This window comes from Anabaena sp. CA = ATCC 33047, assembly GCF_963870205.1.
Taxonomy (GTDB): Bacteria; Cyanobacteriota; Cyanobacteriia; order Cyanobacteriales; family Nostocaceae; genus Trichormus.
The window spans coordinates 105,532-121,981 of record NZ_CAWMSA010000003.1 but is presented as its reverse complement, the minus strand read 5'-3'; the positions used below and the strand labels follow the sequence as shown (position 1 = coordinate 121,981).

The 16,450-nt window shown below is 43.0% G+C and carries 17 protein-coding genes; 9 read left to right on the top strand and 8 right to left on the bottom strand.

Going from position 1 to position 16,450, the window contains the following annotated elements:
• Positions 1-648: pantothenate kinase (locus AACS98_RS00985; RefSeq protein ID WP_084386862.1), on the top strand; the 648-nt coding region annotated here is incomplete at its 5' end.
• A gap of 305 nt (positions 649-953) precedes the next feature.
• Positions 954-1,424, top strand: a complete 471-nt coding sequence (locus tag AACS98_RS00980; protein ID WP_066375208.1) for a hypothetical protein — start codon at positions 954-956, stop codon at positions 1,422-1,424.
• 88 nt (positions 1,425-1,512) lie between these two features.
• Here AACS98_RS00980 and AACS98_RS00975 read toward each other — a convergent pair whose 3' ends face one another.
• Positions 1,513-2,610 carry a Rid family detoxifying hydrolase gene (locus AACS98_RS00975; protein WP_066375206.1) on the bottom strand — a complete coding sequence of 366 codons (1,098 nt, stop codon included), beginning with the start codon at positions 2,608-2,610 and terminating at the stop codon, positions 1,513-1,515.
• A 97-nt stretch (positions 2,611-2,707) separates the two neighbouring features.
• Positions 2,708-3,139, bottom strand: coding sequence for an NUDIX domain-containing protein (locus AACS98_RS00970; RefSeq protein WP_066375204.1), 432 nt, complete (start codon positions 3,137-3,139; stop codon positions 2,708-2,710).
• 191 nt (positions 3,140-3,330) lie between these two features.
• Between AACS98_RS00970 and malQ the strand changes: the two genes are divergently transcribed.
• On the top strand, positions 3,331-4,839 hold the full coding sequence (gene malQ / locus AACS98_RS00965) for a 4-alpha-glucanotransferase (RefSeq protein WP_066375201.1): 1,509 nt from the start codon (positions 3,331-3,333) through the stop codon (positions 4,837-4,839).
• A 72-nt stretch (positions 4,840-4,911) separates the two neighbouring features.
• Here malQ and AACS98_RS00960 read toward each other — a convergent pair whose 3' ends face one another.
• Positions 4,912-5,724 carry a helix-turn-helix domain-containing protein gene (locus AACS98_RS00960; RefSeq protein WP_066375199.1) on the bottom strand — a complete coding sequence of 271 codons (813 nt, stop codon included), beginning with the start codon at positions 5,722-5,724 and terminating at the stop codon, positions 4,912-4,914.
• A complete protein-coding gene (locus AACS98_RS00955; RefSeq protein WP_066375198.1) occupies positions 5,721-6,509 on the bottom strand; it encodes a pseudouridine synthase in 789 nt (262 codons plus the stop codon). Before AACS98_RS00955 ends, AACS98_RS00960 begins: the two co-directional genes overlap by 4 nt.
• A 143-nt stretch (positions 6,510-6,652) precedes the next feature.
• Between AACS98_RS00955 and AACS98_RS00950 the strand changes: the two genes are divergently transcribed.
• Positions 6,653-7,366, top strand: a complete 714-nt coding sequence (locus AACS98_RS00950) for an LmeA family phospholipid-binding protein (protein ID WP_066375196.1) — start codon at positions 6,653-6,655, stop codon at positions 7,364-7,366.
• Between the two features lie 237 nt (positions 7,367-7,603).
• On the opposite strand, the gene AACS98_RS00945 is transcribed toward AACS98_RS00950, so the two are convergent.
• Together AACS98_RS00945 and cbiT are read right to left on the bottom strand one after the other, a co-directional pair.
• On the bottom strand, positions 7,604-8,494 hold the full coding sequence (locus tag AACS98_RS00945; RefSeq protein WP_066375193.1) for a phosphatidate cytidylyltransferase: 891 nt from the start codon (positions 8,492-8,494) through the stop codon (positions 7,604-7,606).
• A gap of 139 nt (positions 8,495-8,633) precedes the next feature.
• The gene (gene cbiT / locus AACS98_RS00940; RefSeq protein ID WP_066375190.1) at positions 8,634-9,236 is read right to left on the bottom strand and encodes a precorrin-6Y C5,15-methyltransferase subunit CbiT; all 603 of its coding nucleotides are present in this window, start codon (positions 9,234-9,236) and stop codon (positions 8,634-8,636) included.
• A 93-nt stretch (positions 9,237-9,329) separates the two neighbouring features.
• On the opposite strand from cbiT, the gene AACS98_RS00935 reads away from it, so the two are divergent.
• Genes AACS98_RS00935 through tatA form a run of 4 tightly spaced genes read left to right on the top strand, consistent with a single transcriptional unit; the run spans position 9,330 to position 11,449 of the window.
• Complete coding sequence (locus AACS98_RS00935; RefSeq protein ID WP_066375457.1) at positions 9,330-10,748, top strand: serine/threonine protein kinase; 1,419 nt, start codon at positions 9,330-9,332, stop codon at positions 10,746-10,748.
• Between the two features lie 32 nt (positions 10,749-10,780).
• Entirely contained in the window at positions 10,781-10,978 is a 198-nt protein-coding gene (locus AACS98_RS00930) for a hypothetical protein (protein WP_066375188.1), read from the top strand.
• Entirely contained in the window at positions 10,975-11,241 is a 267-nt protein-coding gene (locus AACS98_RS00925) for a type II toxin-antitoxin system RelE family toxin (RefSeq protein WP_066375185.1), read from the top strand. Before AACS98_RS00930 ends, AACS98_RS00925 begins: the two co-directional genes overlap by 4 nt.
• Before the next feature lie 40 nt (positions 11,242-11,281).
• Complete coding sequence (gene tatA / locus AACS98_RS00920) at positions 11,282-11,449, top strand: twin-arginine translocase TatA/TatE family subunit (protein ID WP_066375183.1); 168 nt, start codon at positions 11,282-11,284, stop codon at positions 11,447-11,449.
• 73 nt (positions 11,450-11,522) lie between these two features.
• Here tatA and cphA read toward each other — a convergent pair whose 3' ends face one another.
• Both cphA and AACS98_RS00910 read right to left on the bottom strand, forming a co-directional pair.
• Entirely contained in the window at positions 11,523-14,228 is a 2,706-nt protein-coding gene (cphA, locus tag AACS98_RS00915; protein WP_066375181.1) for a cyanophycin synthetase, read from the bottom strand.
• A 171-nt stretch (positions 14,229-14,399) separates the two neighbouring features.
• Positions 14,400-15,263: a cyanophycinase gene (locus AACS98_RS00910; protein ID WP_066375179.1), complete on the bottom strand. Its 864-nt coding sequence runs from the start codon at positions 15,261-15,263 to the stop codon at positions 14,400-14,402.
• A 512-nt stretch (positions 15,264-15,775) separates the two neighbouring features.
• On the opposite strand from AACS98_RS00910, the gene trmD reads away from it, so the two are divergent.
• The coding region (gene trmD, locus AACS98_RS00905; RefSeq protein WP_066375177.1) for a tRNA (guanosine(37)-N1)-methyltransferase TrmD at positions 15,776-16,450 on the top strand (675 nt) is incomplete at its 3' end.

Here is a 16,450-nt window from a genome sequence, read left to right as displayed (position 1 = left end):
CCCTCATCTCCCTCATCTCCCTCATCCCCCTCATCCCCCTCATCTTCCTCATCTCCCCTACCTCTCGTCATCGCTTCCGTAGTTCCTCAGCAAACTGCACTTTGGGAAACATACCCTAACGCTCGTGTCATTACTTTAGATCAAATACCACTCAATAATACATATCCTACCCTGGGAATTGACAGGGCTTTGGCTTTGTGGGGTGCGGGGATGACTTGGGGTTTTCCGATGTTGGTAATTGATGCGGGAACAGCACTAACTTTTACAGGTGCAGATGCTAACCAGTGTTTAGTCGGTGGTGCAATTTTACCGGGGATGGGTTTACAGCTTGCGAGTTTAGGTCAAAAAACCGGACAATTACCCCAGTTAAATATAGACTTAATTCAATCTTTGCCGCCACGTTTTGCCTTGAATACATCAGAAGCAATTCAAAGTGGTGTGATTTACACTCTGTTAGCGGGAATTAGAGATTTTATTGTTGATTGGTGGCGGTTGTTTCCTGATGGGAAAGTGGCAATTAAAGGAGGCGATCGCATCTTATTATTTAACTATCTCCAAGCCTTATATCCTGAGATAGCAGCACGTTTAATAGTAGAGCCTAATTTAATATTTTGGGGAATGAAAACAATAGTTATGCAAAATGAATGAGCGATTGCGGAAAAGCCCTTGTAGATATTGGATCTATCAGTGAATTAGTTTTGAGCAACAGGAGATACTTTATAAAGACTACGTTAAATTGTAGTAGACTGACACGACTAAAATGATGCACAAATATAATTCAAAATTTCTTGTGGTGCAGGCATCTTGCCTGCATGGTACGGTCAAGATGACCATCCCACAAGAGTTTACTAATGCACTAAATTAGCTGTGTCAGTCCAGTAGGGTGCGTTAAAGCTGAACAATCAAACTAATTCAGATTTATTCTTGATTATTTACAAGTACACTTGAGAAACATGACATTATATAGAAAGAAAAAACCTGGATATTTCGCAGCAGTAATCGGTAGCTTTATAGGAGGTATAGCACTATTAAATCTAGGCGAATATTTAGGTAATAGCTATGTGAAAAATTTTCTGCCCAATGCAGAATTAGATGGTATTATTCCCCCTGTGTTGGGTCAGTTTATGGGATGGTGGGTTGGTGCAGTATTTGGATGTTGGCTGGCTTTACGCTGGCAAAATTACAGAAAGTCAAAGAAAACAGCTAGTTTATTAGCAATTATGACTCCAGGTGGTATTATCATTTGGACGCTGTTATATTTGTTTTTTTATCAATGGGGTATTGCTAATAGTAGTAGTGCTGTGTTGGATCAATTGCAAAATTATGTTAAGCCCATATCAGCTAGTTTGATGATGATGGTTTTAGCATTCGTCGCCAGACATTTCACCAAACCACTACCAGCTAATCAATATCAAGATGATTAAATTAGTTCGTAGTGTTAGCGTAGCGTCTCGCAGAAAGGGCTTCAGCCCTCTATATTAAGGGCTAGAGCCGCTTACTACAAACTGATGATTATTCTGGGATGACGGCGATACACTCAATTTCTACTAAAACATCTTTTGGCAAGCGTGATACTTGTACACAAGCACGGGCTGGGGCTGTAGCTTCATCAAAATATTTAGCGTAAACTGCATTCATAGCGGCGAAATCATTCATGTCAGCCAGAAATACGCTAGTTTTAACTACATCTTTAAACGTAGCCCCGGCTGCTGTCAAGATAGCTTCTAGGTTAGCGAATACCTGTTCGGTTTGCTTTTTCACATCCTCTGTGTAGACAACATCACCGAGTCGAGGATCAATGGCAATTTGTCCAGCCACAAATAGCATTTTACCGGAAGCTGCGATCGCTTGATTATAAGGGCCTACTGGTGCTGGTGCTTTATCAGTACGAATAACTTGATGAGTCATATATTTTACTGCTTCTGAAAATACTTCCGACTTGTAAACTTCTCCATCAGGCATTATCGCATCAGTCAGGTCTGCATCTACAAAACTAGCACCATAGATATTTGCCCCAGTGAAGTTTGCCTTCCTCAAATTTGCACCATTAAAATTTACCCTGATCAAATTTGCATCTGTTAAACAAGCTCTTTCTAGATTTGCTCTTTCCAAACAGGCGTTAGTGAGATTTACCTGTCCCAAAAAGACTCTAGCTAAATCAGCTTCCGCTAGATTTACATCTGATAAATTACATCTTTCTAAAGTAACCCCACGAAGTTTAGCTTTCTGAAGATTGACACGAGAAAGATTTACTCCAATTAGCTTGACTTGAGTAAAGGTTACTCCAGTCAAATCTGCCGCAACCAGATTTGCATCACTCAAATTGGCATAACTGAAGTCCGCACCACTTAGGTCTGCCCAACTAAGATTAATTGAAGAACCTTCTATTCTAGTTAAATTTGCATTTATTAGAGATGCCCTACTGAGGCTTACATAACTAAGTTGTGCTTGAGTCAAGTTTGCCTCACTCAAATCTGCTCCATTCCAATTTCCTTTGGATAAGTTTATGTCAGTGAGGTCTGTACCTTGAAGGTCTATGCCTTGGCAATTCTGTCCACGAAAATCCCGATGACCTGCGGCGTATTTTTCTAACAGCGTCTCAGCATCCATAAAGCACAATTGAATACAACTTATCTAGTATAATTCCAGATATACTGCGTTGTAGGTATTATGCTGTATGTCTTGGTGTCGCTGTAGTTAATTAACCCTAACCCAACCTGGGACGAATCCCATAATGGCGATAACGCCAATAATCTTGCAAAATGCGGTCATGGTCAAAACATAAATTATTCGGTACACGCCAAGACTCAAAAATCCCTACACTTTTGGCATCATCACCAGCGTTAGGTTCTCCGGTTGCTGTCGCCAAAAATACAATACTAATGGTGTGCTGACGGGGGTCGCGTTTGGGGTCAGAATAAACTAGGAATTGCTCTATTAACTCCACCTGTAAACTCGTTTCTTCCTCAGCTTCCCGTTTAGCTGCTATTTCTACAGGTTCGCCATAATCAACAAAACCGCCAGGTATCGCCCAACCCAAGGGCGTATTATGTCGCTCAATTAATACTATCGGTCGATGCGGTCGGTCTACTAATTCAATAATGATATCTACGGTTGGTGCTGGATTTCTATATGTCATAGTCATTAGTCATTAGTCATTGGTCATTGGTCATTGGTCATTAGTCATTAGTCATTAGTTTTCCTCCCCCTGCCTTCCCCAGTCCCCAGTCAACAGTCAACAGTCAACAGTCAACAATTAAGATAGCTTTCCAAGCTAGCTTGACTGTGATAAATTCGATGCGATCGCTTCTCACATTTTTGAACTAGAATATGCCTTTTCCTAGATCCAGTGGCGTTTTGCTGCATCCTACTTCGTTCCCCAGTCGATTTGGTATCGGAGATTTAGGCTTAGAAGCCTACAAGTTTATTGATTTTCTCAGAGAAAGCTACCAGCAGTATTGGCAAGTCTTACCTTTAGGCCCTACTGGTTACGGTAATTCTCCTTATGCTTGTTATTCAGCATTGGCAGGAAATCCGATGCTGATTAGTCCTGAACGATTACAAGAACAGGGTTTTTTATCAGAAGAGGATTTTGTTAATTTACCAGAATTTGATGCTTGTAAAGTAGATTATGACCGAGTTATCCCTCTGAAGACTGAGCTTTTAAAAAAAGCTTGCCAGAATTTTCAAGTTAAAGCCACTCCTTTACAACAAAAAGAGTTTTCTGGTTTTTGTCACAGTAAAGCTTATTGGTTAGATGATTACGCTTTATTTATGGCGTTGAAAGATGCCCATCATGGCACAAGTTGGCATACTTGGGAAGCGGAATTGGTGAAGCGAGAACCGCAAGCCATTGAGCAAGTCAGACAACAACTAAAGGCTGAAATATTTTACTATAAATTCGTTCAATATGAATTTTTCCGTCAGTGGTCGGAATTAAAAACTTATGCCAATATGAGCGGGGTTTACATTATTGGTGATATTCCGATTTATGTAGCTCAAGATAGTGCTGATGTGTGGGCGCATCCCGATATTTTTTGTTTAGATGAAGACACTATGCAACCTGCGCTGATGGCGGGAGTTCCACCAGATTATTTTAGTGCTACTGGTCAATTGTGGGGCAACCCGGTTTATAACTGGGATGAATTAAAAAAACAAGATTTTCTCTGGTGGTTAGGTCGCTTTGAGGCGATGTTAGATTATGTAGATGTGATTCGCATTGATCACTTCCGGGGATTTGAGGCTTTTTGGGCTGTACCCCAAGGTGAAGAAACTGCGATTAATGGCGAATGGGTAAAAGCTCCCGGAGAAGAATTATTTGATGCGATTAAACAAAAATTGGGTAAGTTACCTGTATTAGCTGAGGATTTGGGGGTAATTACGCCAGAGGTGGAAGCACTGCGAGATAAGTATGAATTTCCAGGGATGAAGGTTTTACAGTTTGCTTTTGGTTCTGATCCTGGTAATCCATTTTTACCGTTTAATTACTCGCGTAATTTTGTTGTTTATACTGGCACTCATGATAATGATACTACTGTAGGTTGGTTTAATTCTGCCAATGACTACGAAAAACAAAACTTGTTGCTTTATTTAGGGTGTGTTAGTCCTGAAGGTATTCACTGGGATTTAATTAGATTGGCTTTAAGTTCGATAGCTAATCAAGCGATTATTCCGTTGCAGGATATTTTGGGTTTGGGAACTGAAGCGCGGATGAATTTTCCGAGTGTTGCTGAAGGTAATTGGGATTGGCGATATGAGCCGAAAGCGTTAACAGAACAGTTAAGCGATCGCTTAAAAATTCTCACTAAACTTTACGGACGGGCTCCTCAAGGCAAGTAAGGAAAGAAGAGGGAGCGGGGGACATAGATATTTTTGATTCCCCTGCTTTCCTAAATCTTCCAATTGATTGGTTTATTCAGGTTTAGCAGCAGCAATTTTAATTTCTTCAGCTTTACCAACTTCTCCCATTTGCTTGGCTGCTTGCTGATTCACACTCATCAGTACGCCACCAGCATTATTAGTTTTGATTGTCAATTGTTCTTGCGCTTTCCAAACGCGACGCGCTCCTTGGGGTAGAATCCCCTCAAATTCGGTTTTACCATCAGCTACTACCCGAATCCAAGAGGCTGCGGTTAAAGTCACACCAATCTGTACTGATTGATTGTCTTTGTTATCTGTGAGGCGATCGCTCACAGGTATGGTTCTGGTTAACTGCTTGACTGGCGTTGATTGTCTTGTCACTAATCTGTCTGGCTCAACGCTGGGTTGAATGTTGCTATTATTTGCTGTAATTGCAGTCTTGTTCAATAACTGAGACAAACTGTTGACAGCACAGACAATCAAGACTATGTATACCAAGTAAAGATGAATAGGACGTAATTGATGAATTGACTTAGTTTTTCCTACAGATGGCAGATTGACTATTTGATAACCAACAGGAAAATTACTAGCAAATTCCGCGCCCTTGAAGCCAACTGCATCAGCAAACTGTCTGATCAAGCCTTGAATATAAATTGGTTCTGGCAAATCTTCTAAATTCCCTTCTTCTATCGCTTGTAATAGTCGCCGGGGAATTCTCGTATGGGCGACCATTTCATCGAGAGATAGACCAAGTTGTTGACGTGCAGCAGATAATTTACTACCCATTTCGGCTAGTTTTTCGGCTCTTTGTTGTTCTAGCGAAGGTTTTGGTAGGTCATTCTTTTTAAAATTTAGCCATTTCATGTTTTTCTACACTCCTTACCCCAATCTTGAATAGGTATGTCTTTGGTCTGAATTTGTAAATAGCGAATTTCGTCATCTTGAAGAAAACGATATTGACCTTCTCGTAATAAGGGTTTTTGTGGTTGTTGTAATTGAATCGAACCAATTGCAGTTCGATGTAACTTGATCACTGGATAACCTAACTGTTCTGCGATACGGCGAATTTGGCGGTTTCTTCCCTCCTGCAAAACAATCTCTAAACGACTATTTTTAGCAAAACTTTCTAGGAAGCTTACCTTGGCCGGACGGGTTTTTCTCCCATCTAGAAGCACACCCCGCCGCCACTTTTCTAGCACTGCTTCCGGGGGATGACCTTGTACTAGAATTTGATAAGTCTTAGGAATACTGTGACGTGGATGGGTGAGTTTAAATGTTAATGCTCCATCATTAGTCAGTATTAACGCGCCTGTAGAATTGATATCTAAACGACCAACGGGATGAATACCATAACCTTGACGTAAGTTTTCCGGTAATAAATCCAAGACTGTCTTTCTCCCTTGGGGATCGTCACAGGTGGAAACTACACCCAGGGGTTTGTTTAACAACACATATACAAGAGTTGGACGATTGTCAGCCGCTACTGGCCGACCATCAACAGTGATTTTATCCTTTTGGGGGTCAACTTTTTGTCCCAATTGTGCTATCTCACCATTTACCCGCACGCGCGATCGCCGAATCATTTCTTCGGCTTCTCGACGTGAAGCAATGCCCAACTCAGACAGAACTTTTTGTAATCTCGCCTCCATGTATAAATTACTGGTAATAATTTCAAAGTTTTAAATATTCATCAGCTTGGCATTTTGTGGTAAATAGCCATCAATGCTACAGTTAAACCTTGTTTAAGTTCAGTTGGTTACTGAGCAAATACCCAACCCATGAGAGTGGTTAAATGCCAGAGAAAAATCCCAAAATTAGAAGTTTAAACAAAATCCGCATCATTACAAACATACTGACAACAGCACTGAAGGTATGGTTAAGAACACAAGTCAGCCAAGTATCTGAGCTAGAAGTCGAGATTAAAGCTAGCGATCGCCAACTTCTCTCCGGTTGCATTCCTTGGGTTTCCATCTTCGCCACTCATGCTGTCTATCAAGGTCTCCATATTAACCAAATTAAACTAGGAGCAGAGAATATTCAAATCAATATCGGCCAAATACTCAAAGGTCAACCACTGCAATTGTTGCAAGTAGTACCCGTAGTTGGCGAACTGATCATAGAAGAGAAGGATCTGAATGCCTCCCTCTCATCTGAACTATTATTAAGTGCTTTAAATGATCTACTCGTTAAACTTTTACCAGATAATTGTCCAGATGCCAAGTCTATTTTTTGGCAAAAGATTATTCTGAAAAATCAACAAATCTCTCTCATAGCCACCCTCACATCTGTAGGTAAATCTATACCTTTAGAAATAAGTTTCTACCTAGAATTGCTGAGGGGACAAGAGTTACAACTCTCGCAAATTCAAGTCATACAAAATGGCGTATTACTATTAACAAGTAGTGATAATTACAATTGTCATCTTGGCTCAGATGTCAATATCGCAGAACTCAGCCTGACACCAGGTAAGTTAGTTTGTCGCGGACAAGTTAACGTTAATCCGTGATCGGAGTGGGGAATGGGAGCAGGGGAGGCAGGGGAGGCAGCCGCGTGGGCGGGTTTCCCGACTTGAGCGGACTGCCGTCAGCAGGGGGAGAATAACTAATGACTAATGACTAATGACTAATGTACGGGCGGGTTTAGAGAGAATTATCATGGCTCTACAGATTATCTGGTAAACCCGCCCCTACTGACTAATGACTAATGACTAATGACTAATGACTAATGACTAATGACTAATGACTCACTTATCCGCTACCAGTGGCAAAATAAGCGTCACGAAATAGTAAACTAAAGGAGCTGTAAAAATATAACTATCGGTACGGTCTAAAATACCACCGTGTCCAGGGATTAATTGTCCTGAATCCTTTACGCCAGCATCACGCTTAAGCATTGATTCAGTGAGATCGCCCAACAGACTAGCCAAGCCAATGACTAAACCGAGTGTGACACCAGTAAGTAAAAATTTGGGTAACTGAAGATAATAAGAGCCAGCAAGAGCAACGGCTAAACTAGCACTCATTCCAAAGACTGCGCCTTCAACAGTTTTCTTGGGACTAATATCAGAAAGACGAGTTTTACCAAAGAATTTACCGAAAAAATACGCGCCAATATCTGCCGCCCAAATACACAAGAAAGTCAACAGCGTGATTGTCAATCCTTGTGGTAGAGCATTGATATTTGTGACAGCGAGGATATCTGTCCAGGTTGTAGGCCAGTTGCCAGCGAAAGGAAGATTGTTGATAGCTGTACTACCAATTGCGCGTAACCTTACCCAGTAACTCGGTAAGTAACCCACATAAAACAGCCCCATAATGGAAGCGGAAACATCGGCAATAGTTGCCATTTTTGGCTGAAACAGCAGGTAAAAACAAATAACTGTGCCAGCTATAGGCATGACAGCATCAGCTAAAGTACCATTCAGGTTAGAAATTCCCAGCAAAACTAGACTAAGGAAAAGGGTCGTTTTGGCAGCTGGTAAAATACCTCTGGTTCGCACCAAATCAAAATATTCCTGTTGTCCCAAAAAAACGACAACAGCAAGCATGATAGTAAAGTACCAACCCCCCAACAAAACAGCACTTAAGGCAAGGGCGATCGCAACAATTCCACTAATAATCCGAGACCAAGGCATAGAAATATTTAATACTGGGGGAAGGGAAACAAGAAGGGGGAGCAGGGGAAGCAGGGGGAGCAGGGGAGCAGGGGAGCAGAGGAAGCGGAGGAAGAAATTCTTTAAGAGTCCCCAGTCCCCAGTCCCCAGTCCCCAGTCCCTAGTCTAGTTTCTCACCACTGAGGATAAAAATGGGATCAACGGCGGCAAAGGTTTGAGAAAAACCTCGTTTCTCTAAGCGGTTAACCGCCGACTGCACAACTTCCACATTTCTAGCTTGTAATTGGGCAAAGCTTTGAGAAATAGCATACAGGCTTTCTAAATTGCTGGCGGTGGTGACTACTCTGCCTGATGATGGTAAATAATGCCATACTGCTTGCAAAATTTCTTGAATGGCTCGTCCTCCCTCCAGACAAACACGATGGGGAGCAACCTTGAGGTCGTGTAGACATTCTGGTGCGCTACCTTCAATCACTTCCACATTTGTCACCCCAAAGCGATCGCAGTTACGTTTAATTAAGTTGGCAACTTCTTCATCCCGTTCTATGGCAATAATCTGACCCTTGGGACACAATAACCCCACTTCTACCGGAATTGTACCTGTTCCTGCGCCAATATCCCACAACACAGAATCAGGTTCTAGTCGTAGCTGAGATATCAACAGCAACCTAATTTCGCGCTGGCTAAAAGGTATGCCTGGCAAATGCTCGAACAATTCATCGGGAATACCAGGAGTGACATAAGGCCAAAGTTGGGAAGGCATAGAACTATACATTTATACTAAGGATATGAGCTTGTCTAATTGGGCAAGACACACTTTAATAAATTTTTGCAGCGTAGCGTTATAGCCATCATGATGATTGGAGAAACATTAAATGCTCGCTACGAGATTAAACAACAGTTAGGCAAAAAAGCCGGACGGCGGACGCTACTAGCTAGGGATGTAGTCACTGGTGAATTAGTAGTTGTCAAGTTGCTTTCTTTTAGCAGTGATTTTGAATGGGATGATCTCAAGTTGTTTGAGCGTGAGGCAGAAACTCTTAAATCTTTGTCTCATCCTTTAATCCCACGATATTTAGATTATTTTGAGGTAAAATCACCCAAAATTAAAGGATTTGCCCTAGTACAGAGTTATATCTCAGCTTCAACTTTAGAGCAATACATACAAAGTGGTAGAACTTTTACCGCAGCTGAGGTTAAACAAGTAGCCAAAGCAGTTTTAGAAATTTTGATATATTTACACGGGTTACATCCGCCTGTAATTCACCGTGATCTTAAACCTAGCAATATTTTATTGGGCGATCGTTCTGGTAATGATGTCGGTCAAGTTTATTTAGTTGATTTCGGTTCGGTACAGACGGCTTTGGCTACAGAAGGCGGAACAAGAACTGTAGTAGGAACTTACGGTTATATGCCGCCTGAGCAATTTGGTGGGCGCACAGTACCAGCTTCTGACCTTTATAGTTTAGGCGCAACGCTAATTTACTTGCTTACAGGTACTCACCCGGCTGATTTACCCCAAAAGGATTTTTGTATTCAGTTTGAGTCAGTAGGTAATCTCAGTCCAGGCTTGACACGTTGGTTAAAGTTGATGACTCAACCGAGTTTAGAAAGGCGATTTAGTTCGGCGAGTATTGCTCTGCAAGCTTTAGACGAGTCGCCAGCAGCAATAGATATTAGTAGTTTAGCTCTCACCCAACCTGTTGGGAGTAAGATTCAACTCACCAAAGATTGGGATTACTTAGAAGTTTTCATCCCGCCAGTTGGGTTTCATCCCTCAATGGTGTTTACAGGTTTATTTGCGATCGCCTGGAATTCTTTTATTTTATTTTGGACTCTTGGCGCACTATCAGCCCCTTTTCCGGTCAATCTGCCCTTTGCTTTATTTTCTCTGCCGTTTTGGGGTGCTGGTGCTTTTATGGTCTACACTTTGTTACTGGGTTTATTTGGACGTATTCGCCTACGTTTAGATAGTCAAAATATTAGTTTTACTCAAGAGTTATTTGGTTTTAAATGGCATCGTCCCCGACCATCTACTAGAGACAGTATTAGAAAGCTAGTTTACACCAAAAAACATTGGACGAAAGATTCTGATGGCGATGGGCTACGCCCCGCCGTAGGCGAACGCACTCAAGTACCAGCACAATTAGATATTTGGGCTGGTGTCCAAAAGTATCAGCTTGGGACTAATAGCGCGATTCAATCCGAAGCAGAATTAGAATGGTTAGCCCATGAAATCAGTGATTGGTTGGGTATCCCTATTCACCGAGAATAAATAAACTGGTTCATATTTATCAAGGTCTAAAAATGACAACTACAACCAAAAGACAATCCTTACTGGCACTAATTCAGGCACATTTAAACCTTGCACCCGAAAGCACTCTAGAAAAAGTTTTAGAACTACTAGAGGATGAAGAAGATATTAGAGATGCTCGTGCAGAAATAGCAGATGCAAAAATTAACGGTACGGTATCTTGGGATGACTACAAAAAAGGACTGATGTGAGTTATCAAATTGAATTTACCAAGGGTGCTACTAAACAATTAAAGAAACTACCCAGTGATATTAAAGAACGCATCGACTCGAAAATTGAAGAATTAGCAATAGAACCCCGGCCAAGTGGCGTGAAAAAATTGTCAGATGAAGATTCTTTATATCGCATTCGAGTAGGTAATTATAGAGTCATTTATCAAATATTTGATACTATTTTGTTAATAAGTGTAATTAAAGTCAAACACTGTAGAGAAGTTTATAGAGATGAGTCTTGATACAGAATGGTAAATTAAAGATAGTATAGAGGAACTGTATATGTTTGGACTGGGATGGCCGGAAGTAGCGATCATCGCCATTGTGGCTATTGTAATTTTTGGCCCTAAAAAAATTCCTGAACTGGGAAACGCACTAGGTAAAACCCTAAGAGGCTTTAAAGAGGAACTCAACAATCCTAGTGAGGATACCAATTCAAGAGAAGAATAAAAGTAAAACTAAAAATTGTTAACTGAGGAATGGTAAATGCTAGAGATGTGATGACTCACATCTCTACTATCAACTACAGCAAAGTATTAATTACTGAATTAGATGCTATGCCATTTTGGTTATCTACAACGGTGGTGGTAGTATTTTGTGGCTGCATTTCTTCTTGAACTAAGCCGCGCAGTTTGATGAGTTTAATGGCACGGCTGACGCTTTCTGGAAGAATCACCACCAAACCATTATCGGGTGCTATGTCTAAGCCTCGATTAATTGCTGTTGTTTCATCCAAAATTGATTCATAACGGGCATCTGGCTTGACTTGGGTGATGCCTTTGGTAATCAAGTCAGAAGCTGATCCCCGTGGTCTACCCCGTGTGTCGTCGTCTTCTTTAACGATGATATAGTCAAAAATCTCTGCTGCTAGTTTACCCAAGGTGATAAAATCTTCGTCACGGCGATCGCCTGGCCCACCAACTACGCCAATGCGTTGTCCTGTAGTCCAGTTGCGGACAAAAGCACCCACGGCTTCGTAACTGGCTGGGTTATGGGCATAGTCTACCAGGGCGTGGTATTTGCCTAAATTAAATAAATTCATCCGTCCTGGTGTTTGACTGACAGAAGCGCGGAAAGTCTTTAAACCAGCCCGAATTTGCTCAATGGTGACGTTCTGCACAAAGGCTGCTAAACTTGCCGCTAAGGCATTAGCAATCATGAATGGCGCACGCCCGCCCATTGTTAGGGGGATATTTTCCGCCCGTTCAATGCGATGTGTCCAATCGCCCTTGACAATCGACAGATAGCCATTTTCATAGACGGCGGCTACTCCTCCCTTCTGAACGTGCTGCTGCACTAATTCCGAACTGGGGTTCATGGAGAAGTAGGCAATGTTGGCCTTGGTTTTTTCTGCCATTGCGGCGACACGGCGATCGTCAGCATTGAGTACGGCATAACCATCAGGATATATAGCTTCTGCCACTACACTCTTGAGTTGGGCTAACTGGTCAATAGTATCTATATCACCTATACCTAAGTGATCGGCGGCGACATTTAACACTACACCGACATTGGCAGCTTCAAAACCCAAACCGGAGCGCAGAATCCCGCCACGGGCTGTTTCTAATACGGCTACTTCTACTGTGGGGTCTTGCAGGATAACTTGCGCGCTTTGGGGGCCTGTGTTGTCTCCTGATTCGACTAAGTAATCACCGATATATGTCCCGTCTGTAGTTGTATAACCTATTACCTTACCTGTTTGCTTATAGATATGAGCTATCAGGCGGGTAGTTGTGGTTTTGCCGTTAGTGCCTGTGATGCTGAGGATGGGAATACGGCCGGACTGTTCATTGGGAAATAACATATCCATAACTGCGCCGGCGACGTTGCGAGGAGTCCCTTGACTGGGGGCAACGTGCATTCTAAAACCGGGGGCAGCGTTAACTTCCACAATTACGCCGTCTAATTCCCGTAAAGGGCGACTGATATCTGTAGTGACGATATCTAAGCCAGCGATATCCAAACCGATAATTTTGACTACCCTTTGGGCTAACCAAACATTTTCCGGGTGAATTTCGTCTGTTCGGTCTACAGCGATGCCACCTGTACTTAAGTTAGCGGTTGCCCTCAAATAACAAATCGTGCCTTTGGGTGGCACGCTGTTGAGGGTGTAACCTTGCCGTTCTAGTAGTTGGTAGCTGGTGCGGTCGAGTTCAATTTTGGTGAGGACTTTATCATGACCTTCGCCACGGTTGGGGTCTTTGTTGGTTTCCTCAACCAGTTGGGCAATTGTGGATCTACCATCACCGACTACATGAGCAGGTACACGTTCGGCAACTGCCACGACCTTACCATCTACCACCAATACCCTGTGGTCGCGCCCAACGTAATACCGCTCAACAATGATGGAACGGGAAACTTGCCTTGCTGCTTCATAAGCGGCTTCAGCTTCTTCCCAATTTCTGATATCGATAGTGATGCCACGGCCATGATTACCATCTAGCGGCTTAATCACAATTGGATAACCGCCAACGTATTCAATGGCTTCTTCCAAATCATCTAAAAAATTAATGACTGTACCCCTAGGTACGGGGACACCAGCCGCCGCTAAGACACGTTTAGTGGCTTCCTTATCACAAGCGAGTTCTACGCCTAAGATACCTGTTTTTTCGGTCATAGTCGCTTGGATTCGCTTATGATGCACACCATAGCCTAGCTGAATCAAAAAGCGTGCGCTCAACTGTATCCAGGGGATACCACGTTTTTCGGCTTCTTTGACCAGGGCTTCAGTAGAAGGGCCTAAAGAAGCATCTCGCCAGAGGTCTTTGAGGTCTTGAATGTCTTGCTCTAGTTCTGCCTTGGGATAGCGTCCGCGATCTACAATGCTTTGGCACAACCTGACGGCGGCTCTGCCAGCATAGCGTCCGGCTTCTTCGTTCAGATATTCAAGCACTACCTGGTAAACTCCAGGTGTGGCAGTTTCACGGGTGCGACCGAAACCGACGTGCATTCCTGCCAATTCTTGGAGTTCTAGGGCTACGTGTTCCACGATATGACCCATCATGGTGCCTTCTCGCACTCTCATCAGAAAGCCACCACGACAGCCAGGCGAGCAATAGTGACTCTCCAGACTTGGCAGCGCCTCTACCAATCCTTCATAAAAACCGGGGATTTCATTTGAGGGTGTATCGGCAAGGTTCTCTAAGTCGAGGCGCATGACGATCAGTTTGTGGCGTCGAATGCTCCAGTAATTTGGGCCGCGTAAGGTCTGGATCTTGAGGATTCTCATGGGAATAGGTAGATGGAGATTCGGAACCAAAATTCTAGTTTCTTACTGGAATTGACCGCTAAACTGTTCATAGTAAACAGTTATTTCTTTCTTAAATAGTATTGCGCTGATTTTTTCACAGCAAACAATCACAGACGATCAATTCAGTCTCACCTCAGTTACTCTATTCCTTCAGCTAGAGATGCGGTGTACGGCAGGCAATACAGTCCTTTGGTACAGGTGAAAGCGATCGCCATAGCTGAGGATATGCAGACGTATGTTATGCACGGTCAACGGTTCATTTGCGCCAACGTGGGGTTCGTTGGTGTGGGTGAGTTCGGTGGGATCGACAATGGTGACACTGCCTTTCCCCATAACTTGCAGCCAACCATCTCGTTCAAATACAGCACAAGTGTCTTCATCAATGCCAATACCTAGGCGGTCGGGGTGAGATGCGATCGCGCTAATCAAGCGACCCATCCGATTACGGTTGTGGAAGTGTTGGTCAACAATCACTTCAGGAATTAATCCCAAACCTGTTGCCATATCCACCAAAGAACGGTTTGGTGTTTCACCACTACCACCGCCAGCAATCATGTGATGCCCCATAACTGCTGCCCCTGCACTTGTACCAGCCAGAGTCAGATTTCCCGCCCTCGCGCGCCGCCGGATAATTTCCATTGCTGATGTATCTGCCAATACACCGCATAAGCGTAGTTGATCTCCTCCTGTCAAAAACACGCCACTACATTCTTCTAGGGCTGTTTTCACATAGGAAGATTCACACTGTTCCCGGTCACGGATGTCTAAAATTTCGACTTTTTCAGCACCCATTTCTTCAAAAATGCGGATATACCGACCACCGATAATCGCGGGTTCGCGGGAGGCGGATGGAATTATTGTAATATAAGCCTTACTTGCACCAGAACGCCCAAAAAAAGTTCTGAGGATTTCGCGTCCATGAACTTTATCTTCTGCGCCTCCGATTACCATAACGGCGGTTTTAGTTGCTTGGGGTGTCCTCATTTCCAGCGATTTAGCTTTTAATTCCGGCATTGTGTTTCTCCTGTCAACAACTTCAGGTGAATTGAACAAGGGTTAGTAGCCTAATGATTTCTGCACTTTGCTTTTGGGTGAGGACAATGCGATAGACCCACAAGAAGTCTGATTTATTCTGGTGTTCTTTGTCCTCAAAGCCAGCGCCTTGTTTTTCACCTGTCCACTTTTTCCAAACTGGCCGATTTGTGCTTGAGGGTTAACCCCTCTGACGGTGGGGATGAGGTTTCCCCTCTGGTTTTGGAGTGAGCAGGTCTTTACACACATTATTCTGAGGCTGGCCTGATGCATCCTGGAAGTTGTTAACCCAGATTATTTATTTAAATCCAGTTGTGACAATATTTAAACATAAATTAAGTGATTAGAAAAACTTTCCAGTCTAACAAAAATCAATAGTTCCCATCCTTTTCGATACTATTGATAAAGCTTATATGTAGTTTTAACCTACAATTTGCTGCTTGTGTTTGATAGACATTCAAATTTAAGATTAGTGTTCTCGAATACGAAATACTGTGCGCTTTGATATAGTTACACTTTTTCCTGACTGTTTTACCTCAGTTCTCAACTCTGGGCTACTGGGTAAAGCCCTTGCCAAGCAAATTGCTCAAGTCAATCTGGTGAATCCCAGAGACTTCACTACAGATAAACACCGTAAGGTAGATGACGAACCCTATGGTGGTGGTGTAGGGATGCTGATGAAACCAGAACCGATTTTTCAGGCTGTGGAGTCGCTGCCGATGTTACCCCGTCGAGAAGTCATTTTAATGAGTCCTCAAGGTCAAACCATCAATCAACCCCTGCTGCGAGAATTAGCCACGAATTATGACCAAATCGTGGTGATCTGTGGGCATTATGAAGGGGTAGATGAACGGGTATTAAATCTAGTCACCCGTGAGGTGTCTTTGGGGGATTTTATTCTCACCGGGGGAGAAATTCCGGCAATGGCGTTGATTAACGGTGTAGTGCGACTGATACCGGGAACTGTAGCCAAAACCGAGTCCCTGACGGCAGAAAGTTTTGAAGATGGTTTATTGGATTATCCCCAATACACTCGTCCGGCGAATTTTCGCGGCTGGAAAGTGCCTGATGTCTTACTATCAGGGAATCATGCCGCAATTGCCAAATGGCGTTACGAACAACAAATTAAAAGAACGAGCGATCGCCGTCCCGATTTACTGGAAAAATGG

Coding starts and splice junctions, on each gene's coding strand:
- AACS98_RS00955 (WP_066375198.1), bottom strand. CDS start 6,509: ATGGAGGCGAGATTACAAAAAGTTCTGTCTGAGTTGGGCATTGCTTCA.
- AACS98_RS00960 (WP_066375199.1), bottom strand. CDS start 5,724: ATGAAATGGCTAAATTTTAAAAAGAATGACCTACCAAAACCTTCGCTA.
- AACS98_RS00910 (WP_066375179.1), bottom strand. CDS start 15,263: ATGCCGGAATTAAAAGCTAAATCGCTGGAAATGAGGACACCCCAAGCA.
- cphA (WP_066375181.1), bottom strand. CDS start 14,228: ATGAGAATCCTCAAGATCCAGACCTTACGCGGCCCAAATTACTGGAGC.
- AACS98_RS00975 (WP_066375206.1), bottom strand. CDS start 2,610: ATGGATGCTGAGACGCTGTTAGAAAAATACGCCGCAGGTCATCGGGAT.
- tatA (WP_066375183.1), top strand. CDS start 11,282: ATGTTTGGACTGGGATGGCCGGAAGTAGCGATCATCGCCATTGTGGCT.
- cbiT (WP_066375190.1), bottom strand. CDS start 9,236: ATGCCTTCCCAACTTTGGCCTTATGTCACTCCTGGTATTCCCGATGAA.
- AACS98_RS00950 (WP_066375196.1), top strand. CDS start 6,653: ATGCCAGAGAAAAATCCCAAAATTAGAAGTTTAAACAAAATCCGCATC.
- AACS98_RS00970 (WP_066375204.1), bottom strand. CDS start 3,139: ATGACATATAGAAATCCAGCACCAACCGTAGATATCATTATTGAATTA.
- AACS98_RS00945 (WP_066375193.1), bottom strand. CDS start 8,494: ATGCCTTGGTCTCGGATTATTAGTGGAATTGTTGCGATCGCCCTTGCC.
- AACS98_RS00930 (WP_066375188.1), top strand. CDS start 10,781: ATGACAACTACAACCAAAAGACAATCCTTACTGGCACTAATTCAGGCA.
- malQ (WP_066375201.1), top strand. CDS start 3,331: ATGCCTTTTCCTAGATCCAGTGGCGTTTTGCTGCATCCTACTTCGTTC.
- AACS98_RS00935 (WP_066375457.1), top strand. CDS start 9,330: ATGATTGGAGAAACATTAAATGCTCGCTACGAGATTAAACAACAGTTA.
- AACS98_RS00980 (WP_066375208.1), top strand. CDS start 954: ATGACATTATATAGAAAGAAAAAACCTGGATATTTCGCAGCAGTAATC.